This window comes from Leifsonia sp. C5G2 (assembly GCF_013359685.1).
In the GTDB taxonomy this organism is placed as follows: Bacteria; Actinomycetota; Actinomycetes; order Actinomycetales; family Microbacteriaceae; genus Leifsonia.
In genome coordinates this window covers 122,944-149,565 of sequence record NZ_JABFMV010000005.1, presented here as the reverse complement: position 1 = coordinate 149,565, position 26,622 = coordinate 122,944, and the positions used below count along the sequence as shown (strand labels likewise).

Here is a 26,622-nt window from a genome sequence, read left to right as displayed (position 1 = left end):
GTGGATAAGTCGTGCGCTATCGAGCGGCGCGCCTACTTGCCGTAGCGATGGTTCTGCTTGATCCGGCTGGTCAGCTCGGTGACCTGGTTGTAGATCGAGCGTCGCTCCTTCATGAGCTCGCTGATCTTCTTGTTCGCGTACATGACCGTGGTGTGGTCGCGGCCGCCGAACAGCTGCCCGATCTTCGGCAGCGAGAGATTGGTGAGTTCGCGGCACAGATACATGGCGATCTGCCGCGCGGTGGCCACCGCCTGCGAACGGCTGGAGCCGTAGAGGTCGTCGACGCTGAGCTTGAAGTACTCGGCGGTGTTCGTGATGATGTCGGTCGGCGCGATCACGTTGTCGTCGTCGAGCGTGATCAGATCCTTGAGCACCGTCTGGACGAGCGGCATGTCGACCGGCGTGCGGTTCAGGCTGGCGAACGCGGTGACGCGGATCAGCGTCCCCTCCAGCTCCCGGATGTTGCTCGACACCTTCGTCGCCATGAACTCCAGGATGTCGTCGGGCACCTGGATCTTCTCGCTCTGCGCCTTCTTGCGGAGGATGGCGATGCGGGTCTCGAGGTCCGGCACCTGGACGTCGGTGATCAGGCCCCACTCGAAGCGGGAGCGCATCCGGTCCTCGAAGCCCGTCAGCATCTTCGGCGGCAGGTCGCTCGTGATGACCACCTGCTTGTTGTGGTCGTGGAGCGTGTTGAACGTGTGGAAGAAGGCCTCCTGCGTCTCGACCGCCCGCTGCAGGAACTGGATGTCGTCGATCAGCAGGATGTCGATGTTGCGGTACCTGGCCTGGAAGGACGAGCCGCGGTTGTTCGCGATCGAGTTGATGAAGTCGTTGGTGAACTCCTCGCTCGACACGTAGCGGACGCGGATGCCCGGATACAGGCTCATCGCGTAGTGCCCGATCGCGTGGAGCAGGTGGGTCTTGCCGAGTCCCGAGTCGCCGTAGATGAAGAGCGGGTTGTAGGCCTTCGCCGGCGCCTCGGCGACAGCGACAGCCGCCGCATGGGCGAAGCGGTTGGACTGGCCGATGACGAAGTTGTCGAAGCTGTACTTGGAGTTGAGGCGGGTGTCGCCGCCGCGGGGAGGCGCGGTGATCTCGGTCGGCGGGGAGACGACCGGCGCGACCTGCTCCGCATAGGCGGGCGCGGATTCCTGTTCGGCCGAGGGCCCGGCCATGCTCTCCTGCTGGATCTCGGGGTTCACCACAATCGCGAAGGTGTTCACCTCGAAGGCGTCGTCGAGCGATCCGATGGCGTTCAGCAGAGGAAGCCGGCTGCGCTGCTCGATCATCCCGCGGGTGAACTCGTTCGGCACCTCCAGATAGAAGGTGCCCGCCATGATGCCCTTGGGCTCGACCAGGCTGAGGAAGCCGTACAGCTGCGGAGTGATCCGGTCGTCCGTCCCGAGCTTGCCGAGCACGTCCTGCCATGCCGCAGCTATGGACTCTTCGCCGCCTGCCATCGTTCCCCGTCTTCGTCTGTGTTGCGGATGCCGTCAGCCCGACGAGGGGACGAGTCGGCCCCCGGTGACTCTCGCCGGGTTGGCGGCTTCGGATGCCGCCGGTGGGTATTCACAGAGTTATCCACCGCTGTGTGAGCAATACCGTAGCGATCTCCGGCCAGAATTGGCATGGCCTGGGGATAACTTTCGACCTCACGGTAACTTGTCCACAGAAGAGCGATCAAATCCGATGCGCGGAATACGTCGGCGCGTCGGGCGATGCTTCCCTGCCAATACCGTGCATAATCAGTGGATTTGGCGCCATCGGTTTGACCAAGCGCATACCGAGGCCGTAGTTTTAATCAGTTGACTTGTAGCCGTTCCGGCTGCCCTCTAATTTTCCTGGCCTCACCATGCTGGCTGTTCCACTCAGCGCAGGCCTGTGAAGAGACCACCACGGAGATAGATATGAGCAAGAGAACGTTCCAGCCGAACAACCGCAAGCGCGCGAAGACCCACGGGTTCCGCCTCCGCATGCGTACCCGTGCCGGCCGTGCCATCCTCTCGGCGCGTCGCAGCAAGGGCCGCACGAAGCTCTCGGCGTAAAGCCTCCACGGCAGAGGCCGACCGGTGCTCGCCAAAGCCAATCGCATCACGCGAGGGGTGGACTACCGGGCGACTGTTCGACGCGGCGCACGCTTCACCGGAGCGAGCACCGTGACCTACATCCGTCCGACGTCAGACCCCGACGTGGTGCGATTCGGCTTTATCGTGAGCAAGTCGGTCGGCAATGCGGTGAAGCGCAACCTCGTGCGGCGCAGGCTCAAAGCAGCCGCGTACGACCTCCTCCCCCAGTTCTCGGCCGCGGCCGGAGATGGCGGGATCGACGTGGTCGTGCGCGCATTGCCAGCCTCCGTTCAAGCGCAGTGGGCTAGCCTGCACGAAGAGCTTCTCCGGGCCTCTGCCCGCCACACCAGCCGCAGTCATCTCAGTAAGGGCAGCGTCCGTCCATGAACACCGCGATCGCAGCAGTGCTCCTCGCGCCGCGGAATGCGGCGGTGCTGGTGCTGCGCGCGTATCGCGCTGTGATCTCGCCGCTCTACGGAGACGTCTGCCGGTACTACCCGTCGTGCTCGGCCTACGCGTTGCAGGCGATCCAGCAGCATGGCGTCGTGGTCGGCTCGTTCCTCGGCATCCGCCGCATCGCCCGCTGCCACCCCTGGGCCGCGGGCGGGGTCGACGACGTCCCGCCGGCGAGGAAGCCGCGCTACCGGGTGACCCCGTTCGGATTCGTCGTCGCCACCAGCTCTCAGCCCATCGTCGGCCACGGAAAGGCCTAGTTAGAAGTCATGCCTGACATCATCGGACTCGTTCTCTGGCCCATCAAGTGGGTCGTTGAGCTGATCCTCGTCGCCTTCCACTGGCTCTTCACCCAGATCGGGCTCGACCCGGCAGCCGGTCTCACCTGGGTGCTCTCGATCGTCGGCCTCACCGTGGTGGTCCGCGCAGCGCTCATCCCCATCTTCGTCCGGCAGATCAAGAACCAGCGACGGATGCTGGAGATCGCTCCGCAGCTGAAGAAGATCCAGGACAAGTACAAGGGCAAGAAGGACCAGTTCTCGCGGGAAGCCATGTCGCGCGAGACGATGGAGCTCTACAAGAAGACCGGCACCAACCCGCTCAGCTCGTGCCTCCCCCTGCTGCTGCAGATGCCTGTGTTCTTCGCCCTGTTCCAGGTGCTGAACGGGGCTCAGAGCGGCAAGGCGGGCGTCGGTCCGCTGAACGAGGTGCTCGCCCAGCAGTTCGGCAACGCGACCCTGTTCGGCGTCGCCCCGCTGCACCAGAGCTTCCAGGGTGCGATGAATGCGCACCCGCCGCAGGTCGCGGTCATGATCATCGCAGCTGTTATGGTTGTGCTGATGACGGGGTCGCAGTTCCTCACCCAGCTGCAGATCGTCTCGAAGAACATGTCGCCGGAGACCAAGGCGAGCCCGCAGTTCAAGCAGCAACGCATCCTGCTGTACCTGCTCCCGTTCGTCTTCCTCTTCTCCGGCTTCGCCTTCCCGCTCGGCGTCATGTTCTACTGGCTGACCTCGAACCTGTGGACCATGGGTCAGCAGTTCCTCGTCATCCGCAACATGCCGACGCCCGGATCGGATGCTGCGAAGGCTCGCGAGGCGCGCCTCGCCAAGAAGGGCAAGCTCGTGCAGCCGGACGGTGCGACCGTATTGACGGTCGAGGAGCAGCCGAAGAAACAGCCGACCCAGCGTGTGCAGCCCGTCAGCAAGTCCCGCGCCAAGAAGCAGGCCGGAAAGTAAGGACCTCGAACCGATGACCGACGTGCAGACCTCCTCCCCCGAGCCGACCGACGCGCCTGACGCCGTCGACGTGGATGTCGAACTGGCCGCCGCCGACTCGTCTACACCGGCAGACCTCGACCGTGAAGCCGACATCGCTGCGGACTACATCGAGGAGCTGCTCGACATCGCCGACATCGACGGCGACATCGATATCGACACCCGGAACGGTCGCGCCTACATCTCGGTGAACTCCGATGAGGAGTCGAACCTTTCGTTGCTGGCCAAGGCGGACACCGTCGCCGCCCTGCAGGAGCTGACGCGTCTTGCGGTTCAGAACGAGACCGGCGGCTACTCGCGGCTCATCCTCGACATCGCCGGCTCGCGCGACGCCCGCCAGGCGGAGCTCGGTCGTCTGGTCGAGCGTGCGATCGCGCGGCTCGAGGAGGGCGCGGCGGAGGCTGCGCTTCCGCCCATGTCGTCCTACGAACGCAAGCTGGTCCACGACATCGTCTCGGAGCGCGGCTACGTCTCGACCTCGCATGGCGAGGGTCGCGACCGCTACACGGTCATCACCGCTGCCTGAGTTTCACGTGAAACCGTGAGCCTCGAACCTGAACCCACCGCTGCCGCCACCCTCTTCGGGGACCGCATCGAAGTCGCGCGCCGTTTCACCACGAATCTCGCCGAGCAGGGCGAGGAACGTGGGTTGATCGGACCGCTGGAGTTGCCGCGCCTCTGGTCGCGCCACATCCTGAATTCGGCCATCGTCGCTCCCCTCCTCCGCCCCGGAGTGGTCGGGGATGTCGGCAGTGGCGCGGGGCTGCCAGGCCTTGTGCTCGCGATCGCGCGCCCGGACGTCTCATTCGTGCTCATCGAGCCGATGGAACGTCGGGTCGCCTGGCTGAACGAGCAGGTGGCAGAACTCGCACTCGACAATGTCCTGGTAGTCCGGGCCCGTGCCGAAGAGGCTCGGTTGGACGGACCTCTGGACCAGGTGACGGCCCGTGCCGTGAGCGCCTTCCGGAAGCTTCTCCCCCTCACGGCACCCCTGCTCCGCGACGGTGGCGAACTCGTTCTGATGAAGGGCGCCGCCGCTCCGGCCGAGGTCGAGGCCGCCGGCAAGGAGATCCGGAAGTACAAAGTGCACGACATCGAGGTGTTGACCCTCGGGGAAGGTGTGCTGTCGGAGGTCACCCGCGTCATCCGCGCCGCCGTTCGCTGATCCGATGCGCCTCCCGAGCCGCTGAGGATGGCTCTGTGCGCAGCGAACCAGATGCTTCCGTTGTGTGGGAGCGATCCTAAGCGGCTGCCGTCTCACCCGGACGTGTCGTAATTGGGGTCGCGCAAGCAGCATCTAGGCGGTTGATGCGTTCTTCGGGCGATAGAGAGGATGGCTGGGGCCATTCGGGAGAGTTCGGCGAGCTGAACGATGTTCAGCGCCGACGGGCTTCTTCACGGCCGAGGAATCACCGCCCGTACGGATTCTTACTCCGGGACTCATCCATCACGGGCCTCGGGGCGGATGCGGCCCTGCGCTACTGGTCGCGTTGACTTGAGCGAGTCGTGAGGATTCGGGAGGGCTGAAGGAGTCGCCGGTCACCTGAGTGAGCGACCGAGCTGTTGCTCGTGGGTTCGCCCCCGCGCTCCCCGTACGTTTCACGTGCAACGAATCGGGCGCATCTCTGTCGGACAACCACCGACGAAGACACGCCCCCTCCCCCGGTCGGATCGAATGTCTCGCGCCGTAGTCGGCCTGAGTCGTCATTGATCCCAATCGCGTTGTAGCCGGTTCAACGATGAACTCTCCTGGACCGCGGGCTTGAGAACCGGTGTTGGCTAGGAAGGCGTTTCACGTGAAACCTAGCCAAACCGTCTTGCGACGATTCCCCCGTCGCAGGAGCGGTTCGTGCATGGCACGCCGCGAGCGGACGGTCTTGGGCGTGAAGTCGTCGGGGCCAACGTAGAGGTTGTGGCCGGCAGGTCTTGGCGCGGCCACCTCGAGTTGGAAGGGCCTCATACCTCTCGACGAAATCACGCGGAGCGGGGCCTGGGTCGCGGGGTCGAACTGCCTGACGCAATCGGGTCTATCTTCTGGGGACCCTGAGCGCGGGACTAGCCGACCTGCGGACCACTTCCCAGACCTTTGCGGCACGCAGAGGTCGCCTGGAGGTTGATCGGCGAGCCGCGTGGCACGATCGGGCAGACTCGTCGCGCCTACGTGGGGGCCTGGGAAACGCTGTCGATCTTGGTTCGTTGCGTGCAGTCCTTTCGGGAGTGAGTGCAGTCTCGAATAGGTCTTTCTGGGTCGTGTTGGAGACCCGTCGAGATTATGCGGGGGCCGCCGGCAAATCCACGGGCCCTTGCTCTGCCTCGCCAGACCGTCTGACTGCCACTTGCCCGCTGGTCGCCGGGGGTGCGGGTCACTACTCCAAGCGCCCGGAACGGTTGGCCTGCCAGGAAGTGGCCACTGGCCGATAGGCCGCGCTAGTCCAGGGGCGCGCTGCCGGACAACGATCGTTCCGAGCCGGATCGCGCAGATGAAGAGGTCCGGTGCACGTGAACGCATGTGCCCTCCAGGGATGGCTGGCGCGGCCAATCCGATTCACAGCGGTGCCGATGTTTCACGTGGAACCGATCCACCGCGCGTGCCGCGCAGGCAGCTGTCCGGAGTGAGATCGGGGGAAGTGAGGAGGCATGCGCCTCTGGTGCTGGTTCTGCGAACTCTACCCCGGGGGCCGACGATCCACTCGCGTGAGATCGGTTGGACCATCTTCCTTTGGTCGGGCCGACTGAAGGGAGTTCCCTTGACCACGCCGATCAAAAGGGTCCGATTATGACTTTGATGACGCAGGGTCTGGCCATCGAGCTCATCGTGGGCGCCCCGTCGCCTCTGCGATCTGCTCGAGCGATCCGATCCCCGTTGCGCCTCGCCTCTCGGCTCCGTGGTGACTCCCATAACTCGGCCTCCCCCGCTGGGCACAATGAGGCACTCGGGCAAGGAGCAGGTGGGAGCGTTTCACGTGAAACGCATCCGAACGCAGAGGGGGCCTCCTGTTGATGCGTCTCTCGGCTCCGTCGCTGACTACCAGCGACCCGAGCTTGTCCAGCGCAGCGCGAACCGAGGCACTCGGGCGAAGAGCACGCGGGGGCGCTTCACGTGAAACGCGAAGGAACGAAGGAGGCCGCGATGCTGCGGGGGTCTGATGGGCGGGGACGGGACGTGATGACAGCGGCCCGCTGATCGTGTGCGCGCGCACGCTTGGCCGCACGTGTCGACGCAAGAGCCAGCCCGCCGGTCATCTCCTGCCGTAAAAGCGACGACCCGGACGCGACGGCCTTATCCCACCCATCGCACCGGAGGTATCCCGAACAGCGTCCCGAAAGCCTGGCCACGTCGACCCGCTCGGGGCACAGTATCCACAGGGTGCGCGGCGCGGCAGAAAGCGTCGGACATCCGAGTTAGAGTTGATCATTGGGTGCGCTGCTGGTGTGCCGAAGACCGACGGAAAGCCGGTGCGAAGCACCACGGAGCGACGAGGTTTCACGTGAAACAACCCCACCAGGACGAGCACGGCGGAGTAGGTGAGATCGAAAGCGATATGGATGCGCAGGCGCCCGAATCCGACTTCGACGGAGCTACGCCTCTCGCCCAGGAGATCGCGGACCTGGCCCGCCGTCGACAGGTGATCGCCTCGACGACACTCCCCCTCCCTTCGCGCACGCGCATCTTCACGATCTCCAACCAGAAGGGTGGGGTCGGAAAGACGACGACCGTGGTCAATCTGAGCGCGGCGCTGGCGAAGTCGGGTGCCCGCGTGCTCGTCATCGACCTCGATCCGCAGGGGAACGCCTCTACCGCGCTCAGTGTCGAGCACCGTGAAGGCACTCCGAGTGTGTACGACGTCGTCGTCAACGATCGCGAACTGGACGAAGTGATCCAGAAGTCGCCCGAGTTCGACGGGTTGTTCGTCATCCCGGCGACGATCGATCTCGCTGGCGCGGAGATCGAGCTCGTCTCCATGGTCGCCCGCGAGCAGCGACTCTCCCGCGCGCTCGGGCGCTTCCTCGATGAGTACGACATCGACTACGTCCTCATCGACTGCCCTCCCTCTCTCGGGCTGCTCACGATCAACGCGTTCGTCGCAGCGACCGAAGTGCTCATCCCGATCCAGTGCGAGTACTACGCGCTGGAAGGGCTCAGCCAGCTGCTGAAGAACATCCAGCTGATCGAGCGGCACCTCAACCCGAAGCTGCGCGTCTCCACCATCCTGCTGACCATGTACGACTCGCGAACCAACCTGGCGCACCAGGTGGCCGCGGACGTGCGTGAGCACTTCCCCGACGAGGTCCTCGACACGATCATCCCGCGCTCTGTTCGGATCTCCGAGGCTCCCAGCTACGGGCAGAGCGTCATCAGCTACGACACCAACTCCAGCGGATCCCTCTCCTACATGGAGGCGGCCGCCGAGATCGCACGAAGAGGAGTACCCCGCTAATGGCAGCGAAGCGCACCGGATTGGGCCGAGGCATCGGCGCTCTCATCCCCACCAGCGATCAGTCCAGCAGCCGCCCGGTCGACGTGTTCTTCCCGAACGCCCCCGCGGGAACCGCGACGGCGGTGGCGGAACGGCCGGAAGAGCTCGTGGCTGTGCCGGGTGCCCGGCTGGCAAGCCTCGCCCCCGACGACATCGTCCCCAACCGGGTCCAGCCGCGCACCGAGTTCGACCGCGACGCCCTCGACGAGCTGGTGGCGAGCATCCGCGAGGTGGGCGTGCTGCAGCCGGTCGTGGTCCGTCCCCTGCCGGATGAGCCCGGACGCTACGAACTCATCATGGGCGAGCGCCGGCTCCGGGCGACCAAGGAGCTCGGTCTCGACACCATCCCGGCGGTCGTCAAAGACACCGCCGACGAGGACATGCTGCGCGACGCCCTCCTTGAGAATCTCCACCGCAGCCAGCTCAACCCGCTGGAGGAGGCGTCGGCCTACCAGCAGCTCCTCGCCGACTTCGGCATCACGCAGGAGGAACTCGCCTCGCGCATCGGTCGGTCCCGTCCCCAGATCACCAACACCATCCGGCTGCTCAAGCTGCCCGCCGTGGTCCAGTCCAGGGTGGCCGCCGGAGTGCTCAGCGCCGGTCACGCACGGGCGATCCTCTCCCTCGGCGACGACCACGACGCGATGATCCGGCTCGCCGACAAGATCGTCAACGAGGACCTCTCGGTGCGCCAGGCGGAAGCGGCGGCGAGCAGCACGCCCAAGCCCACCCGCACCAAGGTGACCGCCGGCCGGCACCGCGGACACCTCGACGAGATCGCCGGCACCCTCGGCGACCGGCTCAACACACGCGTGAAGATCACGCTGGGCGCCCGCAAAGGTCAGATCGTCGTCGACTTCGCGACCATCCAGGACCTCAACCGGATCCTCGACGAGATCGGCCAGCCGCACTTCAACTGAGACCATCCCTCCCGGACCCCGCTGGCCCAGCGGGGAACAGCCCCACAGGAGGCCCGCTCAGGCGTCGGCGATCGCCTGTGCAGCGAGCGCGGCGTAGACCTCGCCGGTCTCCCGCCCGGCGGCGACGATCGCCTGCGGCATGATCGAGGTCTCCGTCAGTCCGGGAAGCACGTTCGCCTCCAGGAACCACGGAGTCCCGGCGGCATCCACGATGAGGTCGATGCGTGAGAGGTGCCGCAGGCCCAGCGCACGGTGGGCGGTCACGGCTGCGGCGGCGACGGACTCAGAGACGTCGGTCTCCAGCCGGGCCGGCGCGTAGAAGCGCGTCTCCCCCGCGTTGTAGCGCGCGTCGAAGGTGTACGCGCCCTCCACCGGCTCGATCTCGACGGCGGGCAGAGCCTCCGGCCCTTCCCCCGCGTCCACCACTGCGACGGCGACCTCGACACCGTCGACCTTGCGCTCGATCAGCGCCACGTCGCCGTACGTGTACGCATCCACCATCGCCCGGGGAAGCTCCTCGGTGCCGGTGACGATGGTGACTCCCTGGGCGGAGCCGCCCTGGGCCGGCTTCACGACGAGCGGCAGCTCGAGACCGCCGAGCACGGTGGCGAGCACGCTCCCGGCACCGAGCTCCCGGAAGGTCTCCTGCGGCAGCGTCACCGATGCCGGCGTGGACACGCCGGCCCGCCCCACCAGCGTCTTCGCGGTGGGCTTGGACCACGCGAGCCTGGAGGCGTCCGCGCGCGACCCCACGAACGGGACGCCGGTCAGCTCAAGCAGTCCTCGCAGGGCACCGTCCTCACCGCTCGCGCCGTGCAGCGCGGGCCACACCACATCCGGCCGCGAAGACTCCAGGAAGGACAGCAGCGTCCCGTCCGGCTCGCGGAACGTCACGCGGTGGCCGAGTGCGTTCAGACCGTCGGCGACGCGCCGCCCGCTGCGCAGGGAGACGTCCCGCTCGTGCGAGATCCCACCGGCGAGGACGACGATGTCGAGTGCGTCATTTTGTGGCATGATCAGGGCTTTCCCTTATTAGAGCAGGTCGGTGGGCGGATTGGCGCTCGTGCGGCTCCTGCGCGGTGCCGCCTCCAGCGGGCCCGTGCCCGCGAAGGTGTCGAGGAGGTCCTGCTCGCCGCCGATGACATTCGCGAGCCGGCGGACGCCGACGCGGATGTTCTCGGGCGTGGGATAGCAGAAGGACAGCCGGATGTTCTGGGCACCGGAACCGTCGGCGAAGAACGCGGTCCCCGGAGTGTAGGCCACCAGCTCCGTCACGGCCCGCGGGAGCATCGCCTTCGAGTCGAGGTGCGGCGGCAGGGTGACCCAGACATAGAACCCGCCGTTGGGGTTGGTCCAGCTCAGCTCGGGGAGGTGCTCCTCCAGCGCGGAGATCATCGCCTCCTTCCGCTCGCGGTACACACCGCGGAAGGTGTCGATCTGCCCGCGCCAGTCGGCGTCTTTCAGATACTCCGAGATCACCAGCTGGCTGAACGAGCTCGGGCTGAGCACCGCCGCCTCGTTGGCGAGGATGAGCTTCTCGCGGATGGCGTGCGGCGCCAGCGCCCAGCCAACCCGGAAGCCGGGAGCGAGGGTCTTCGAGAAGGTGCCGAGGTAGACCACGCCGTCCTTCTCCACCGACCGCATCGCCGCCGGGGGCTTCTCATCGAAGTACAGCAGGCCGTACGGGTTGTCCTCCAGCACCAGGATGTCGTTCTGCCGCGCGATCTCGAGGATCTCCAGCCGGCGCTCCCAGGTCAGCGTCACCCCCGCAGGGTTGTGGAACGTGGGAACCGTATACAGGAACTTCACTCGGCGACCGGCCGATTTGAGCCGTGCGATGTGCTCCCGCAGCGCCTCCGGGATGAGCCCGTGCTCGTCGCTCGGGACGTGGTCGACCTCCGCCTGGTACGACTTGAAGATCACCATCGCGGTCACATAGCTCGGCCCCTCGGCGAGCACGACGTCACCGGGGTCGATGAAGAGCTTGCTGAACAGTTCGAGCGCGTGCTGCGACCCGGTCGTCACGATGACATCGTCGGCACTGCCGCTGATGCCCTCGAGCGCCATGACCTCGAGGATCTGCTCGCGCAGCGCGGGTACGCCCTGCCCCGATCCGTACTGCAAGGCGACAGCACCCTGCTCGCGCATGACCCGCTCCATCGCTCCGGAGACGAGATCCTGAGGGAGGGCGGAGACGAACGGCATGCCGCCGGCCAGCGAGACCACCTCGGGCCGGCTGGCGACGGCGAACAGGGCTCGGACCTCGCTGGCGGCCAGGCCGCTCGTGCGCTGCGCGTAGTGGTGGTACCACGGGTCCAGATTGTTGCCCCGCTGCTGCGAGGTGCCCTGTTCGATCACGTGTGAATTCCGTTCATCCGCCGTTGTGCAATGCTATGGGCGCCGCCCGCGCCGGAGAAAATCGGGCAGCCTCCCGGGTACGAAAAAGACCCGCCCGGCGGGTGAGCGCCGGACGGGTCTGAAGAGGACGGGTCGCGCTACGCGAGGTAGGCGGCCAGGTCGGCCTCGAGGGCGGGCTTCGGCTTCGCGCCGATGACGGTCTTGACGACCTCGCCACCCTGGTAGACCTTCATCGCGGGGATGGAGGTGATCTGGTACTTCGCAGCGGTCTGCGGGTTCTCGTCGACGTTGAGCTTGACGATCTCGATCTTGTCGGCGTGCTCGGAGGCGATCTGGTCGAGGATCGGGCCCACGGCGCGACACGGGCCGCACCACTCGGCCCAGAAGTCCACGAGGATGGTCTTCTCGCTGTTGAGGACGTCCTGCTCGAAGCTGGAGTCCGTGACCGAACGTGCTGCTGACATTTTCTTGTTTCTCCTTATGCGGTGGTCGTGAGTTCGAGGTCACCCGACGCGCCATCCGCTGCGCTGTCGAGTAAGTTCTGCGGGAGCGTGGTCAGGTAGTGCTCCGCGTCGAGGGCGGCGACCGTGCCGGACGCCGCGGCGGTGACCGCCTGGCGGTAGGTCGGGTCGATCACGTCGCCCGCGGCGAAGACGCCGGGGAGGTTGGTCTTCGAGCTGCGCCCGTCGACTGCGATGGTACCCTCCGGGGTCAGGTCGAGCTGACCGTGGACCAGGTGGACGCGAGGGTCGTTTCCGATCGCGATGAACAGGCCCTGCAGCTGGAGCTCGCTCTCCTCGCCTGTGACGAGGTTGCGGAGCTTCACATCCTGCACCTGCTCGTTGCCGCCGATGCCGATCACCTCGGTGTTCCAGATGAACTCGATCTTCTCGTTGGCGAACGCCCGCTCCTGCATGATCTTGGAGGCGCGGAGGCTGTCGCGACGGTGGATGACGTAGACCTTGTCGGCGAAGCGGGTGAGGAACGTGGCCTCCTCCATCGCCGAGTCGCCGCCGCCGACGACCGCGATCGTGCGCTGACGGAAGAAGAACCCGTCGCACGTGGCGCACCACGAGACGCCGTGGCCGGAGAGTCGCTCCTCGTCGGCCAGGCCGAGCTTGCGGTAGGCGGAACCGGTGGCGAAGATCACGGCAAGCGCCTCGTGCACCGCGCCGGAACCGAGGGTGACCTTCTTGACCTCACCGGTCAGGTCGACCGATACGACGTCGTCGAGAACGATCTCGGTGCCGAACTTCTCGGCCTGCGCCTGCATCTTGAACATGAGGTCCGGTCCCATGACCGCCTCGGGGAAGCCGGGGAAGTTCTCGACCTCGGTCGTGTTCATCAGCTCGCCGCCCGCCTCGACGGAGGAGGCGATCAGGAGCGGCTTCAGGTTGGCGCGGGCCGCGTACACGGCCGCGGTGTAACCGGCAGGGCCGGAACCGATGATGATGATCTGCCGCACGGCGGAACTCCTTGACCTTTTCGCGACACCTTCGTCCGGAGGCGTCGACCTGTAGAACACATCCTAGGCGGATGCTATTCCGTGTCACCTGGGTGTGCGAGCACGCCCTCCGGCGCGGTTCAGGATGGGCGCGAGACCGCTCTCCAGATCGGACGAGCGCAGCAGCCCGAGGATGCCGACGTAGACCACCAGCATGACGACGCCGACGATGGCCGTCGCGACGACCGCGGGGATCGCGCCGCTCACCGGGAAGGCGCCGGGCTCCACACCGCCGAGGATGACGAGGAAGCCGGCACCCGCGGCGATCGCGGCCAGCCCGGCGACGGCGAACCGCCAGAGCGAGCCCAGGATGCGGCCCGCATCCACTCCCCCGGTGCGTCGCCGCAGCAGCGCGAACGCGAGCACCGCCTGGATGACGCTGGAGAGCGAGACGACGAGCGCGACGGCGGCGGCCCGGCTCTCGCGCGGGACGGCGAAGCACAGCAGCACGCCGACGACGATGATCGCCGACTGCGCGACGGTGAAGAAGAAGGGCGTGCGGGTGTCGCCCAGCGAGTAGAAGGCGCGCTGGGCCATGAAGACGAGCGAGAACGGAACGAGGCCGACGAGGTAGGCGATGAGGACGGGGCCCATCGCCTGGTAGTCCGAGGTGAAGACACGCGCGATCGGGTACGCGGTGACGATCAGCGCCGCCGAGGCGAACACGATGAACAGCATGATCGAGCGGGCGGCGGAGGAGAAGTCCTCGCGGAAGGCGGCGACCGATCCCCGGTGGGCGTGCTCGGCCATGCGCGTGTAGTACGCGGTGACGATCGAGACGGCGATGATGCCGTGCGGGAGCATGAAGATGAGCCAGGCGTTCTGCATCACGAAGAGGCCGGGGTAGCCCTTGCCGACGGAGTTGGAGACGTTCGTCTCCACCAGCCCGGCGAGCTGGGTGACGATGAGCATGGCGAAGGTCCACCCCGCGGCCTTGCCGGCCGTCCCGAGGTTGACGCCGCGCCAGCCGAAGTCCGGGCGGAAGCGAAGGCCCACCCGGCGCCAGAACACGAACAGGATGAGGGCCTGCACCGCGATGCCCAGCGTCGCTCCTCCGGCAAGGAGGGCGACCATCCCGAACGTCCAGTCGCTGTGCTTCGCACCGGTCGCTGCGGCACCGAACGCGAGGATGAAGGCGCCGAGCGTGACGATGGCGACGATGTTGTTGACCACCGGCGCCCAGGTGAACGGACCGAACGACTTGCGCGCGTTCAGCACCTCGCCGAGCAGCGTGTAGAGGCCGAGGAAGAAGATCTGCGGCAGCGACCAGTAGGCGAAGGCGACCGCGAGATCGCGCTGGGCGGGCGGGACGCCGAACAGCGTGATGAGGACGGGAGCGAGCACCGTGGCGACGACCGCGACCGCGGCGAAGACGACCATCCCGAGCGTGACGAGCTTGTTGATGTACGCGCGGCCGCCGTCGGGGTTCACCGAGGCGCGCACGATCTGGGGCACCAGGATGGCGTTCAGCACGCCCTGGGCGATGATCGCGTACAGGCTGTTCGGGATGTAGGTGGCCGTGCCGTAGGCGTTCGCGGCCAGCGACACAACGCCGATCGCCTGCACCAGGAGCCACGCCTTGGCGAAGCCGAGGAGACGTGAGACCAGGGTGCCGGAGGCCAGCATCGCGCTGGCGCGGCCGACGCTAGCCACCGGGATGCTCCTCGGGCGGAGCGGAACCGTCAGACGGGGTTACCGCTTCCGTGGGCGCGTCCGTCTCCGTCTCTTCGCCCTCTCCACGCTTCGACCTGCGGCGGAGGATGTTGCGCACGATCCCGAACCCGAACAGCAGCACGAGCAGGATGCCGAAGACCAGGGCGCCGATGCCCTCCCAGTCCGCGTGCACGTCCACGGTGACCGAGGTCGGGTCGCCGATCGGCACGCCGGTCGGGCTGTAGAGGTGCAGCGAGAGCACGACCTGGCCGTTCCCGACCTTCGCCTTCACGGGGACGAGGACGGTCGCGCGGGAGTCCTTGAGGATGCGCTTCGTGGTCGACTGATCCACCTCGAGCCGGCTGTTCGACGGGGAGGCCGAGAGGACGATGGTGGCCGCGTCGTCCGGGAGCTCGTTGCTCACGGTGAACGGGATCGAGCCCTGCGCGCTCACCAGGTTCACGTTCTCGGTCGGCAGGATCTTGATCGAGTGGAGCGTGTCGTCGGTGGCTTTGCGCGCCTTCGTGACCGCTGCGCTCCAGTCTGCGCGCGGGTTCTCCCAGCTGATGGCGAGGAGGGTCAGCAGTTCGGCCCTCGTGCGCCCGGTGAGCCGCGTCGGGTCGTCGAGGACGGTGGCGAACTGCCCGAGGGATCCCTCGTCCTGGACGAGCGAGCGGATGAGCGAGACGCGTTCTGTCGACTCGGGGGTGTCGATGAGGTCCACACCGGACGTGGCCTGGGCCGACGCGACGGTCTCGTAGTCGGCGGGCGACGACCACGGCGACGAGAAGAGGGAGTCGAAGGTGCGCTCGAGCTGCGTGCCGCTCGACGGCCAGGACCGCCCGAGAGCCACGAGCAGCCTGCGCGCGTCGCCGGACTCCTGCGAGATCAGCGCGAGCTGCGCGTTCACCTTCGACATGGCGGAGTTCCAGGCGACGTCACTCGGCGCCGAGGCGGCCTGCTGCAGGGCGTCGCTCAGGCGCTGGTCGGTGGCGAGTACGTGCGTGCTGCCGGAGGCGAAGGGCGCGTTCGGCGTCGAGCCGAGGTCGCTCGCGTTGGTGTTGCCGCCGGAGACGATCGCGGTGGTCAGGCCCGCCGCCGCGAGCGGTGCCAGGTCGGCGCGGCGCACCGTCTTCTCGCCGGGCCAGGTGAGGCTGGTGAACGTGTAGTCCCAGGCGAGCAACTGGTCCGTGGTCGGGAGCGAAGGGCCGGGCGTGGAGGTCGGTGTGGGGCTCGGCGTCCCGGCCTTCGGTGCAGCCGTCTTCGGTGCGGGGGTGCGAGTCGGGGTGGAGGGCTCCCCCACCGATGTGGGCTGCGGCGTGAAGTTCTTGGGGTCGATCGCGTAGTCGAGGGAGGTGGGCTCGAGCGGCGCGGGAAGGCCGGACTGGATCTGGCCGGCGGTGTCGGCATCGCCGTAACCCAGTGAGAAGGTGTCGTTGGGGAGGTCGGCGAGGCGGGACAGCCACTCCACCGCCGAGGGCGGAGCAGCGTTGCCGAGCACACGGATGGAGGCGACGATCATCGGGTCGATCCCGACCGTCACCGTGGTGTGGCCGGCCAGGCCGTCGAGCTCACGCGTGAGGATGCCGTTGGGTGCGGTGTACGTGGCGAGGTCGTCGGCCGCGATCAGGCCGTCCGAGCCGGGAGGGGTGACGATCGGCATGACGACGTTGACGGCGGACTGCTTGGGCGTTCCGCCCGGGTACCAGACCACCGAGCCGCGGGGGGAGGCCTCCGCGGAGCCGGCCTTGACGGTCGCTCCGATGCCGAAGACGGCGGAATCGGTCCGCGTGCCGAACGGCACCGACGCAGCAGGGACGGTGATCCGGACGACGGTCGTGCCCCCCGGCTCCAGCGTGTCCAGCGGGGCACGGCCCACCTCGACCGGGTCGGCCACGGCGTCCGTCGAGGTGAGCCAACCCGAGAGCGCCGCGCGGTCCTTGGCGGGGGCCGGGTCGACCCAGAGGCTCACCGAGCCGGACTGGTACGCCGTCCCGGTCGGATTCGAGACCGTGACGGAGACCGCCAGGTCTTTGCCCGGAGAGAGCACACCGGCCTGGTCGGCGGTGAGTGCGGCGGCCAGTTTCGCGCCGGACGTGGCGGTCGGGGTGGGGCTCGAGGTCGCCGCGTTCGTGGGCGCGGCGACGGCGACCGCGCCGGTGACCGAGAGCGCGCCGATCGCCAGCGCGGCGGCGAGACGCCGGACGCGGGCGCGGAACGTCGCACCCCGTCGGAGGGTGGGGGAGGCTCCGCTCATGCGTCGACGCGCGATCCCGACTCGGCCTCCATGACGACGATTCTAGAGGCCGCCCCCTGAGAGCCCGGGGAGCGGGACCGTTAAACTGGGGCACCATGCAGAGCGTCGCCGAATCCCTCGAACGTCTCGGCGACCTCGCGCGGACGCCCGCGGTCGCCCGTCTGGCCGAGGCGTTCCAGGCCGCAGGGCACGAGCTCGCCCTGGTCGGAGGGCCGGTGCGGGACGCGCTGCTCGGCCGCTCTGTGCACGATCTCGACTTCACGACAGACGCGCGTCCGGACGACATTCTGCGCATCGTGGCGCCGATCGCGGACGCGCATTGGGACATCGGACGCCAGTTCGGCACCATCGGTGCCCGCTTCGGCGACGACACGGTCGAGATCACGACCTACCGCAGCGACAGCTACGACGGCACGACGCGCAAGCCGGAGGTGGAGTTCGGCGACACCCTGGAGGGCGACCTGCTGCGCCGTGACTTCACCGTGAACGCGCTCGCCCTGCGCATTCCCGAGGTGCGGCTGGTCGACCCGTCGGGCGGCGTGGAGCACCTCATCGCCGGCGTCATCACCACGCCGAGCACGCCGCAGATCTCGTTCGGCGACGACCCGCTCCGGATGATGCGGGCGGCGCGGTTCGCCGCGCAGCTGGGGTTCACGGTCGACGACGAGTCCCGCGACGCCATGGAGGCGATGGCCGACCGCATCGAGATCGTCAGCGCGGAGCGCGTGCGGGACGAATTGACGAAGCTTCTCCTTGCGGACGAGCCGCGACCCGGCATCGGGCTTCTGGTGGACAGCGGGCTCGCCGAGCACGTGATCCCCGAGATCCCCGCGCTGCGGCTCGAGGCCGACGAGCACCACCACCACAAGGACGTCTACCAGCACAGCCTCACGGTGCTCGACCAGGCGATCGGCTACGAGAAGGAGCGTCACCCCGGCGAGGCGCCCGATCTCGTGCTGCGGCTCGCGGCGATCCTGCACGACATCGGCAAGCCCGCGACGCGGCGGTTCGAGCCGGGCGGTGCCGTCAGCTTCTACCACCACGACGTGGTCGGGGCGAAGCTGGCCAAGAAGCGCCTGACCGCCCTGCGGTTCGACAAGGCCACGATCGACGCCGTGGCGCGCCTGATCGAGCTGCACCTCCGCTTCTTCGGCTACGCCGACGCCCAGTGGACCGACTCGGCCGTGCGCCGGTACGTGCGCGACGCCGGTCCGGAGCTGGAGCGCCTGCACATGCTGACCCGCGCCGATGTCACGACCCGCAACCGCCGGAAGGCCGACCGCCTGGCGTTCGCCTACGACGACCTCGAGGCCCGCATCAAGGAGCTGAAGGAGCAGGAGGAGCTGGATGCCGTCCGGCCCGACCTCGACGGCGAGCAGGTCATGCGGGTGCTCGGCATTCGGCCGGGACGTGAAGTCGGTCAGGCGATGAAGTACCTGCTCGAGCTGCGGCTGGATGAGGGACCGCTCGGCGAGGAGGAGGCGACGCGGCGGCTGCTGGAGTGGTGGGAGCAGCGCTGACGGGGACGTCCCCCGATGTGCACACAGCCCGCCGCGTCCACGGGTTCTCCACAGATGCGGACGCCGACGACCGGCGCGGCGGCGCCCCCGCGAGAGTGGTGGCATGACCGAGATCACCGCCGGCTGGCGTCCCGTAGCAGCATCCGTTACCCTAGATAAGCTGCCTGGGCACCATTCTGCCCGTGGCACGTCAATGACACCCTCCTGCTGCAGACCGTCTGCAGCCGCTGAGACCAGAGGAGGTGGGTTAGTCATGCATCAGTACGAGTTGATGGTCATCCTCGATCCAGAGATCGATGAGCGCACCGTGGCTCCGAGCCTTGACAAGTTCCTCAACGTCGTTCGCAACGACGGCGGAACGATCGACAACGTCGACATCTGGGGCCGTCGTCGCCTGGCTTACGAGATCAACAAGAAGTCCGAGGGCATCTACGCCGTCGTCCAGCTCACCGCCGAGGGCGACACGACCAAGGAGCTCGACCGCCAGCTGAAGCTCAGCGAGGCCGTCATGCGCACCAAGGTCCTCCGCGCCGAAGAGGCGATCGCCCAGGTCGCGGCCGCTCAGAAGCGCGCCGACGAGAAGGCCGCCCGCAAGGCCGCCACCTCCGAGAAGGCCGGCGCCTAGTCCCATGGCCGGCGAGACCGTCATCACCGTGGTGGGAAACCTCACGGCCGACCCCGAGCTGCGCTACACGCAGAACGGGCTGGCAGTCGCCAACTTCACCATCGCGTCCACTCCCCGCACGTTCGACCGTCAGGCGAACGAGTGGAAGGACGGTGAGGCCCTGTTCCTCCGCGCCAGCGTCTGGCGCGAGTTCGCCGAGCACGTCGCCGGTTCGCTGACCAAGGGGTCGCGCGTCATCGCGCAGGGCCGCCTGAAGCAGCGCTCCTACGAGACGAAGGAAGGCGAGAAGCGCACCAGCATCGAGCTCGAGATCGACGAGATCGGCCCGTCGCTGCGCTACGCCACCGCTCAGGTCACCCGCACGCAGTCCTCCGGTGGAGGACGCGGTCAGGGCGGCTTCGGCGGCGGTGCGCCTGCCGTCGAGGAGCCGTGGGCGGCTTCCGCTCCCGCGGATCCGTCCGCCGGTGCGGATGTCTGGAACACCCCGGGCTCCTACAACGACGAGACCCCCTTCTAACGAGACTCGCCTCTCGGTCGAGGGGCACACATCATCAGCCCGACGGACGTGATCCGGACGGGCGGAAAGCAAAGGAAACCATGGCTGGAAAGTCGAGCGGCGACCGCCGCAAGCCGATCCGCAAGGGCAAGGACGGCAAGAACGCCGCTCCCGCGAAGTCCGTTCGCGTCGGCGTCATCGATTACAAGGACGTCGCAACCCTTCGGAAGTTCATCTCGGAGCGTGGAAAGATCCGCGCCCGCCGGATCACCGGTGTCTCCGTCCAGGAGCAGCGCCTCATCGCCCGCGCGGTCAAGAACGCGCGCGAGATGGCGCTCCTCCCCTACGCCGGCTCCGGCCGTTAAGGAGCAACGACATGTCGAAGGTTATTCTCACGCACGAGGTCACCGGCCTCGGCTCTGCCGGTGACGTCGTCGACGTCAAAAACGGCTACGCGCGCAACTACCTCGTCCCCCAGGGCTTCGCGATCGCGTGGAGCCGTGGCGGCGAGAAGCAGGTCGAGCAGATCAAGGCGGCCCGCGCCGCCCGCGAGCTCCACACCGTCGAGCAGGCCCAGGACCTCAAGGCCAAGCTCGAGGCGACCAAGGTCAAGCTGACCGTGAAGGCGGGCCGCGAGGGCCGTCTCTTCGGTTCGGTGAAGACCGGCGATGTCGCCGACGCCGTCAAGGCGGCGGGCATCGGCGAGCTCGACAAGCGCAAGATCGAGCTCCCCAACCCCATCAAGGTGGTCGGCGACCACGAGGCCACCGTGCGTCTGCACGACGACCTCTCCGCCGTCATCACCCTTCAGGTGGTCGCGGCCAAGTAGGCGCGAAATAGACGGAAGTGTAGCGGCGGGCCACGGCCCGCCGCTACACCTCGTTAAGGGACTTTTCCCCTCTTTTGTGCACAGGTCGTGACCCATCCCGGGCAACGTTGAACACAGGCTTCAAGGAAGTTTTTACACACAGCCTGGGGAGAGATAAAAAGCAGATCAGCTCGGTAATCCTCAGCACAGATTCTTTTCTCTCCACAGGGTTCCACACATCTTCTACACACGCTCCGCGGCGTTTCGCGCAGATTCTCCACACTGTTATCCACAGGCCGAGTTGTGAGTGGGCGTGACGCCTCCATAGGGTGGAGCGACGTCGACGGACACGCGGCCGCTCAGCGCGGCGATGTCGGAGGTCGCCCCGACAATCGGACCAGGAGGATCCCACCGCGCATGGCGCGGGACGATCGTTCCTGGCGGCTTCGCCGTGCCCGGGACCACCTGATCCGTACGACCGCGAGCAGTGAGGAGAGAACGTGTCGATCGCCCATATCGGTCTCGCAGACGGTCGTGACCCGGGCGATGCCCGTTCACCGGAGCGGACGCCCCCGCACGACCTGCTCGCCGAGCAGAGCGCGCTCGGCGGCATGCTCCTCAGCAAGGACGCCGTCGCCGACGTGGTCGAGGTCATCCGTGGCACCGACTTTTACATCCCGAAGCACGAGATCATCTACGACGCGATCCTGTCGCTCTACTCGCACGGAGAGCCGACCGACGTCATCACGGTCACCGACGAACTGACCAAGATCGGCGAGCTCTCCCGGGCCGGCGGCGCCGAGTACCTTCACACGCTGACCAGCCTCGTGCCGACCGCCGCCAATGCCGGTTACTACGCCAACATCGTCGGCGAGAAGGCCCTGCTCCGCCGCCTCGTCGAGGCCGGCACGCGCATCACGCAGATGGGCTACAAGGCCGAGGGCGAGGTGCTCGACCTGGTGAACAACGCGCAGGCCGAGATCTACTCCGTCACCGGCACGCAGGAGACCGAGGACTACGTCCCGCTCACCGAAGCCGTGACCGTCGCGATCGACGAGATCGAGGCCGCGAAGCACAAGGACGGCTCGATGACGGGCGTCCCCACCGGCTTCGCCGAGCTGGACGAGCTGACCAACGGCCTGCACCCCGGCCAGATGGTCATCGTCGCCGCGCGGCCCGCCCTCGGAAAGTCGACCCTCGCGCTCGACTTCGCCCGAGCGGCCGCCATCAAGCACGACATGCCGACCATCTTCTTCTCCCTCGAGATGGGCCGGAGCGAGATCGCGATGCGCCTGCTCTCGGCCGAGGCGACCGTTCCACTGCAGAACATGCGCAAGGGAACGGTCGACAACCGCGACTGGACCACGATCGCCTCCACCCGCGGCCGCATCAACGACGCCCCGCTGTACATCGACGACAGCCCCAACATGACGCTGGTGGAGATCCGCGCCAAGTGCCGCCGCCTCAAGCAGCGCGTCGGACTCAAGATGGTCATCATCGACTACCTGCAGCTGATGACGAGCGGCAAGCGCGTCGAGAGCCGCCAGCAGGAGGTCAGCGAGTTCTCCCGTGCCCTGAAGCTGCTCGCGAAGGAGCTCCAGGTCCCGGTCATCGCCCTGTCGCAGCTGAACCGTGGCCCGGAGCAGCGAGCGGACAAGCTCCCCGCCCTCAGCGACCTCCGCGAGTCCGGCTCCATCGAGCAGGACGCCGACGTCGTCGTCCTGCTGCACCGCGAGTCCGCCTACGAGAAGGACAACCCGCGCGCCGGAGAGGCCGACCTCATCGTCGCCAAGCACAGAAACGGCCCGACCCGCACAGTGACCGTCGCCTTCCAGGGCATGTATTCGCGCTTCGCGGACATGGCGCCGATCTGATTGTGAACTTGCCACGCAAAGTGTCGTTTGACCAAGCAAAGTGTCGTCGAGTGATCGGAGCGAGTTGACCGACGAGGATGCTGCGGCCGCCGGCCGTGACCGGTTCCTGCTCGCCCAGGTGCGCGAGGCCTTTGGGCGCGTGGCGTACACCCACAAGACCCACGAGAAGCAGGCGGATATTTGCTTTACCAAGCACCGCTGGCAACAGGGCGTTCTCATTGCGCTGACCGCAATCAGCTCGGGTACGTTCCTTGTCGCCGTGGTGAGCAAGTTCGCTCCCACGACGGTGACTAGCCTCGTGACGTCCACCGTCGCCGTCCTTGTGACCTGGGTGACGCTCGGGGCCAAGACGTTCCGGTTCCACGAAGAGGCCGAGGCGCACCGGGACATCGCCTCGCGGCTGTGGGACGTGCGCGAGTCCTACGTCTCGCTCATCGCCGATCTCATGTCCGCCGTGATCGCAGACGACGCTGCCCGGGCTCGCCGCGACGAGCTGCAGCAGACCACCCGCGCGGCCTACTCCTCCGCGCCGCGGACCACCCAGAGAGCGTACGACCGCGCTAAGGAAGGCCTGAAGAATAACGAGGAGCTGACGTTTTCCTCCCGTGAGCTCGACCTCCTGCTCCCCGAGACACTGCGGCTTGATGAAAGCGAGGTCTGAGAATGGAGACCTCCGAGATCTTTGACGGGTTGCTGGCGAACCTCAAGGTGGGGGAAAAGGTCTCGACGATCCGAGCTCGCCGTGACGAGATCACCAAGGCCCTGAACAGGAACTTCCGCGACAAGGACGCCTGCGTCGAGTACAAGCTGATGATCGGATCCTTCGGACGCCACACGGCCATCAAGTCAATTTCCGACCTCGACATGATCTTCATCCTGCCGTCGGGACTGCGCGACGACTATAGCGACCCCAACGGCCCACGCCGGATGCTCGAGCGCGTACGTTACGTGCTCAAAGCGCGGTACCAGAACACCGACATCCGGGTCGACCAGTGCGTCGTACGCGTGCAGTTCGCGTCCAATGCGTTCAAGTTTGAGGTTCAGCCGGTGTTCGAGAACCCCGACGGCAGCTTCGACTACCCGGACACCAAGGCCGAGTACTGGAAGACCACCAACCCGCGCGCAGAGATCGCCGCGACGAAGGAGTGCAACGACCGCACCTCCACGAACATGCGTCACCTCGCGCGCATGGCCCGGGCCTGGAAGAACGCGAACGGCGTGAACATCGGTGGGCTGGTCATCGATACGTTGGTCTACAACTTCTTCGCGCAAACCGGCGAATACGATTTCGCGAATACTGCCTCGTTCGATCTGATGTCCCGGGACTTCTTCGCGTTCCTCATGGATGAGCCGGAGAAGGACTACTACCTGGCGCTCGGCAGCCGCCAGCGCGTCCACGTCAAGGCAAAGTTCCAGGCCAAGGCCAAGAAGGCTTACAACCGTTGTGTCTCCGCGATCGAGAACGAGGGCACGTCCTCGTCGGTCAAGAAGTGGCGCGAGATCTTCGGGACCAATGTGCCACGGACGGTTACCGAGGCCGTTCTCAAGGCCTCGGCCGGCAGTCGGACCACGGGCGCCGAGGAGTTCATCGAGGATCGGTACCCGGTCGATATCACGGAGAGTGTGTCCATCGACTGCGAAGTCACCCAGGACGGCTGGCGACCGCTGTGGCTCGGCGCGATGGGTCGTGTCGGACTCCCGCTCAAGGCTGGCAAGCACCTGAAGTTCCAGGTCACGAGCTGCACGGTTCCCGAACCGTACACACTGAAGTGGAAGGTGCTCAACCAGGGCCCAGAGGCGGAGCGCCGCAACATGATCCGGGGCGACATCATCGACTCGACCCAGCCCGGTGTGCGCAAGGAGATCTCAACCTTCCGCGGCGAGCACATCGTGGAGTGCTACGTCATCAAGGACGGAGTCGTGGTCGCGCGAGACCGCATCGATGTGCCGATCACGACCACCGCGGACGCTTGAACAAGGGCGAGCGCCACCGCCAGAGCTCTCCGCCGAGAGTCCTCCCAAGGCCCTCGGTGGTCGCCTCCGCCTCGCTGGTGAACACGGCCGTGGTGATCGGGGCAATCATTAGGCTCTCGGCTCGCTGGAGGTGGCGTGGCCGAACATCACCGGCAATGTTGTCTCCCACCGACCACCCGGATCATCGCGAGTTACGCTCGAACGGAATCACGGCCCGAATCGCCCCGGTGAGCCTCGTGCTCGCAGGGGCTTCTCCTTTGACTAGTTTGACGACTGACCCCTAGACCGGGGAGTACGCCCCGGCCACGGTCCGACGATACGCTCGGCACCATGACAGACAGCCAGGACGCGCCAGCGAAGCGGTCCGCATCGACGCACCTGGGCGAACCGCAGACTGCGGTCACGCCCGCCGCACCCCGCACGCCTGCTGTCGTACAGGGTTTCCAGGGCCCGGGTGGAGAGCAGACAAGCTCTGCGTGGGCCAATCATCACCAAGCGCCACCGGCCGGGGGAAATCTACTCGTGGCGCGATCCCCGAGGCTGGGATGGGTGGCGATGCTCATCGCTATATGCGTTATGGGCCTCTCTGTCGTGGCATCGGTCCTGATAGGACTGACGTCCACGACGCTCTATCTGTATAACACCGGCACCAGCGCCGGCTTCAATATGCGTCCGGACCAAGGGACATTCGCTGCCCAGATGTTGCTTGGCTCGATCCTGGGCGTTTGGCCGCTGACTCAAGGCATCGTGGCTGTCGTTCAGAATCGGGGGCGGCGCCAGGGCATCGTGGCGATCGTCCTGGCGGCGGCGGCGCCGCTCGTCAGCCTCGTAGTCTGGGTTGCCCTCGGGTTCGCGTTCGGGCATCACGTACAGGCCTGAGGCCCGGAGGCGCGGGCGACTGGGTGGGCTAACCGCGGACATTACGAGGGGTTGTGGATGCGTATGGTGAGCGCCAGATTTCGGCCGCGGCGTGCGGAGCGCCTGCTAGAGGCGCGGCTCGATGACGTGCTGCAGCTTAGTACACGCCTTTCTCCCCGCTCGCGGCTTCAACTCACCACAAGCCCTACAGGAACACTTCAATCGCGATGGGGAGATAAACGTGCGAGAAGGGGGTGCTGAGATGACTACAAGTGACAGCAGAATTGCGTCGCCAACAAGGTCGGGACTGCTGATCGCTTGGCTTTGGCCGAGCCTTCTACTCGGTCTGTTGTCGCTCGCCGCGGTGATCGCTACGGGAATTGACTACTCCCATTCATGGCAAGTTCCATTCGCCCTTGCGGAGTATGTTGTGTTCGGTCTCCCTGTTGGGTTCTTGTATGGCCTGTTTGTCTTTGGGGTAGTTGTCCTCGTCCGGCATTTTGCTTACTCCCATTTCACCTTTCGAACCCAAGGGTCGCTCTATGGAGCGGTGGGATTCATCGTCTCGGCCGGAGGCCTTTACGGCTTGCTGACTCTGTTTCGTGTGTCACTTCCCCTGCTTTGTGCTCACTCGGAGCAGGGCTCGCGTTCGGGCTCGCCTCTTTCATTCAATTCCGGCGCAAGGGGCCCGGGGCCTGATGAAGGTTTCTCCATCAGGCCTTATTGGAGCCCGAAATCGTTGGAAGCAGCAGGGATGAGCCGAGGAAGATAACGCATGATTGACAGCAAGAGCACCTCAGGCGGAAGACGCCTGTGGGTTGCGTCCATCCCGTTCGCCGTGCTCGCCGTGCTCGCTCTGATCGCCTTGGTGGTCTCGGCATTCGGGGCGTCACAGTACAGGGGTCTGTCGACGCTCCTCGCGATACTGGGCACCCTGTTGGGACTGCCGCTTCTCATCCTGCTGATGCTGCTCCCGATCCTTGGCCCTCAGCTCAGCCGCAATCGGCGGCTTAGGCACCGGTTCCCGACAGCGACCGTTCTCACTTCCCAGAAGGCTGCGGGGCTTGATGAGGCGCTCGCTGCGCTCGGCTTCATCCCGCGACCGATCACTCACGCCGACGCTGCCCCGCAATTCTTTGGGGTGGTCTTGGATGAGCACGAGGTCAGCTTGTGGTTCGGGACGCGGGAGCCGGTGAAGGTCGCCCAGTTTGCTCGGGCGTCGATCTCGAATGCGGTCGTTGCTAAGCGAGAGCGGTATTCCGGACTGAGCTGGGCACTAGTGCTTCATTTCGCCAGTGACGGCGAAGCCGTGGAAGTCCCGCTCATGCCGAGGTTCCGGGGCTGGTTCGGAGCGTTCCCGATGTCGAGAGCCTCCCTGGAGCGGCTGGCTCACTCGCTCACTGAGGATTCCGACGAGCGACCGTCTCTTTCGCGCTGAACAGCTCGGCGTCCTGGCAGATCATCGTCCCGGACGGTGCGCGTTGCCATTGGGCGCGCT

25 protein-coding genes are annotated in these 26,622 nt (G+C 66.6%); 18 read left to right on the top strand and 7 right to left on the bottom strand.

All coding sequences use genetic code 11. The features are described from left to right. Positions 1–32: 32 nt before the first annotated feature. On the bottom strand, positions 33–1,463 hold the full coding sequence (dnaA, locus tag HNO83_RS08885; protein WP_175337168.1) for a chromosomal replication initiator protein DnaA: 1,431 nt from the start codon (positions 1,461–1,463) through the stop codon (positions 33–35). A gap of 447 nt (positions 1,464–1,910) precedes the next feature. Here dnaA and rpmH point away from each other — a divergent pair, with 447 nt between their 5' ends. The 8 genes from rpmH to HNO83_RS08845 all read left to right on the top strand — a co-directional run bounded on the left by rpmH (position 1,911) and on the right by HNO83_RS08845 (position 9,197). Then, positions 1,911–2,048: a 50S ribosomal protein L34 gene (gene rpmH / locus HNO83_RS08880; RefSeq protein WP_064110460.1), complete on the top strand. Its 138-nt coding sequence runs from the start codon at positions 1,911–1,913 to the stop codon at positions 2,046–2,048. A 24-nt stretch (positions 2,049–2,072) separates the two neighbouring features. Further along, the gene (rnpA, locus tag HNO83_RS08875; protein WP_175337167.1) at positions 2,073–2,456 is read left to right on the top strand and encodes a ribonuclease P protein component; all 384 of its coding nucleotides are present in this window, start codon (positions 2,073–2,075) and stop codon (positions 2,454–2,456) included. Continuing rightward, positions 2,453–2,782, top strand: coding sequence for a membrane protein insertion efficiency factor YidD (gene yidD, locus HNO83_RS08870; protein ID WP_115695806.1), 330 nt, complete (start codon positions 2,453–2,455; stop codon positions 2,780–2,782). Before rnpA ends, yidD begins: the two co-directional genes overlap by 4 nt. A 9-nt stretch (positions 2,783–2,791) precedes the next feature. After that, the gene (yidC, locus tag HNO83_RS08865) at positions 2,792–3,760 is read left to right on the top strand and encodes a membrane protein insertase YidC (protein ID WP_175337166.1); all 969 of its coding nucleotides are present in this window, start codon (positions 2,792–2,794) and stop codon (positions 3,758–3,760) included. Positions 3,761–3,773: 13 nt separating this feature from the next. Further along, the gene (locus HNO83_RS08860) at positions 3,774–4,325 is read left to right on the top strand and encodes a Jag family protein (RefSeq protein WP_175337165.1); all 552 of its coding nucleotides are present in this window, start codon (positions 3,774–3,776) and stop codon (positions 4,323–4,325) included. Between the two features lie 15 nt (positions 4,326–4,340). Beyond that, on the top strand, positions 4,341–4,964 hold the full coding sequence (gene rsmG, locus HNO83_RS08855; protein ID WP_175337164.1) for a 16S rRNA (guanine(527)-N(7))-methyltransferase RsmG: 624 nt from the start codon (positions 4,341–4,343) through the stop codon (positions 4,962–4,964). Between the two features lie 2,377 nt (positions 4,965–7,341). Continuing rightward, entirely contained in the window at positions 7,342–8,238 is an 897-nt protein-coding gene (locus tag HNO83_RS08850) for a ParA family protein (protein ID WP_249776625.1), read from the top strand. Then, positions 8,238–9,197: a ParB/RepB/Spo0J family partition protein gene (locus HNO83_RS08845; RefSeq protein ID WP_175337163.1), complete on the top strand. Its 960-nt coding sequence runs from the start codon at positions 8,238–8,240 to the stop codon at positions 9,195–9,197. The genes HNO83_RS08850 and HNO83_RS08845 overlap by 1 nt, the downstream gene beginning before the upstream one ends. A 57-nt stretch (positions 9,198–9,254) precedes the next feature. Here HNO83_RS08845 and HNO83_RS08840 read toward each other — a convergent pair whose 3' ends face one another. From HNO83_RS08840 to HNO83_RS08815, 6 genes are all read right to left on the bottom strand, one after another. Next, positions 9,255–10,211, bottom strand: a complete 957-nt coding sequence (locus HNO83_RS08840; protein ID WP_175337162.1) for a D-alanine--D-alanine ligase family protein — start codon at positions 10,209–10,211, stop codon at positions 9,255–9,257. An 18-nt stretch (positions 10,212–10,229) separates the two neighbouring features. Further along, a complete protein-coding gene (locus tag HNO83_RS08835; RefSeq protein WP_175337161.1) occupies positions 10,230–11,555 on the bottom strand; it encodes an aminotransferase-like domain-containing protein in 1,326 nt (441 codons plus the stop codon). 137 nt (positions 11,556–11,692) lie between these two features. After that, the gene (gene trxA, locus HNO83_RS08830) at positions 11,693–12,019 is read right to left on the bottom strand and encodes a thioredoxin (protein WP_020076187.1); all 327 of its coding nucleotides are present in this window, start codon (positions 12,017–12,019) and stop codon (positions 11,693–11,695) included. 14 nt (positions 12,020–12,033) lie between these two features. After that, positions 12,034–13,020 (bottom strand): thioredoxin-disulfide reductase, encoded by a 987-nt coding sequence (trxB, locus tag HNO83_RS08825; protein ID WP_175337160.1) that lies wholly within the window; start codon positions 13,018–13,020, stop codon positions 12,034–12,036. An 84-nt stretch (positions 13,021–13,104) separates the two neighbouring features. Then, the gene (gene murJ, locus HNO83_RS08820) at positions 13,105–14,712 is read right to left on the bottom strand and encodes a murein biosynthesis integral membrane protein MurJ (RefSeq protein WP_175337159.1); all 1,608 of its coding nucleotides are present in this window, start codon (positions 14,710–14,712) and stop codon (positions 13,105–13,107) included. After that, entirely contained in the window at positions 14,705–16,969 is a 2,265-nt protein-coding gene (locus HNO83_RS08815) for a DUF6049 family protein (RefSeq protein WP_249776608.1), read from the bottom strand. Before HNO83_RS08815 ends, murJ begins: the two co-directional genes overlap by 8 nt. A gap of 95 nt (positions 16,970–17,064) precedes the next feature. Between HNO83_RS08815 and HNO83_RS08810 the strand changes: the two genes are divergently transcribed. The 10 genes from HNO83_RS08810 (at position 17,065) to HNO83_RS08765 (ending at position 26,562) form a co-directional block, all read left to right on the top strand. Beyond that, positions 17,065–18,489, top strand: coding sequence for a CCA tRNA nucleotidyltransferase (locus HNO83_RS08810; RefSeq protein ID WP_175337158.1), 1,425 nt, complete (start codon positions 17,065–17,067; stop codon positions 18,487–18,489). Positions 18,490–18,742: 253 nt separating this feature from the next. Next, a complete protein-coding gene (rpsF, locus tag HNO83_RS08805; protein WP_018189014.1) occupies positions 18,743–19,114 on the top strand; it encodes a 30S ribosomal protein S6 in 372 nt (123 codons plus the stop codon). Between the two features lie 4 nt (positions 19,115–19,118). Then, entirely contained in the window at positions 19,119–19,631 is a 513-nt protein-coding gene (locus HNO83_RS08800; RefSeq protein ID WP_175337157.1) for a single-stranded DNA-binding protein, read from the top strand. 80 nt (positions 19,632–19,711) lie between these two features. Continuing rightward, positions 19,712–19,975 carry a 30S ribosomal protein S18 gene (gene rpsR, locus HNO83_RS08795; RefSeq protein WP_018189012.1) on the top strand — a complete coding sequence of 88 codons (264 nt, stop codon included), beginning with the start codon at positions 19,712–19,714 and terminating at the stop codon, positions 19,973–19,975. Positions 19,976–19,986: 11 nt separating this feature from the next. After that, positions 19,987–20,439, top strand: coding sequence for a 50S ribosomal protein L9 (gene rplI / locus HNO83_RS08790; protein WP_175337156.1), 453 nt, complete (start codon positions 19,987–19,989; stop codon positions 20,437–20,439). 479 nt (positions 20,440–20,918) lie between these two features. Further along, the gene (gene dnaB / locus HNO83_RS08785) at positions 20,919–22,292 is read left to right on the top strand and encodes a replicative DNA helicase (RefSeq protein ID WP_175337155.1); all 1,374 of its coding nucleotides are present in this window, start codon (positions 20,919–20,921) and stop codon (positions 22,290–22,292) included. A gap of 64 nt (positions 22,293–22,356) precedes the next feature. Beyond that, the gene (locus HNO83_RS08780; protein WP_175337154.1) at positions 22,357–22,953 is read left to right on the top strand and encodes an SLATT domain-containing protein; all 597 of its coding nucleotides are present in this window, start codon (positions 22,357–22,359) and stop codon (positions 22,951–22,953) included. A gap of 2 nt (positions 22,954–22,955) precedes the next feature. Next, the gene (locus HNO83_RS08775; protein ID WP_175337153.1) at positions 22,956–24,266 is read left to right on the top strand and encodes a nucleotide-binding domain-containing protein; all 1,311 of its coding nucleotides are present in this window, start codon (positions 22,956–22,958) and stop codon (positions 24,264–24,266) included. 549 nt (positions 24,267–24,815) lie between these two features. Then, entirely contained in the window at positions 24,816–25,145 is a 330-nt protein-coding gene (locus HNO83_RS08770; protein ID WP_175337152.1) for a hypothetical protein, read from the top strand. 754 nt (positions 25,146–25,899) lie between these two features. Beyond that, positions 25,900–26,562, top strand: coding sequence for a hypothetical protein (locus HNO83_RS08765; protein ID WP_175337151.1), 663 nt, complete (start codon positions 25,900–25,902; stop codon positions 26,560–26,562). Positions 26,563–26,622: the final 60 nt, after the last annotated feature.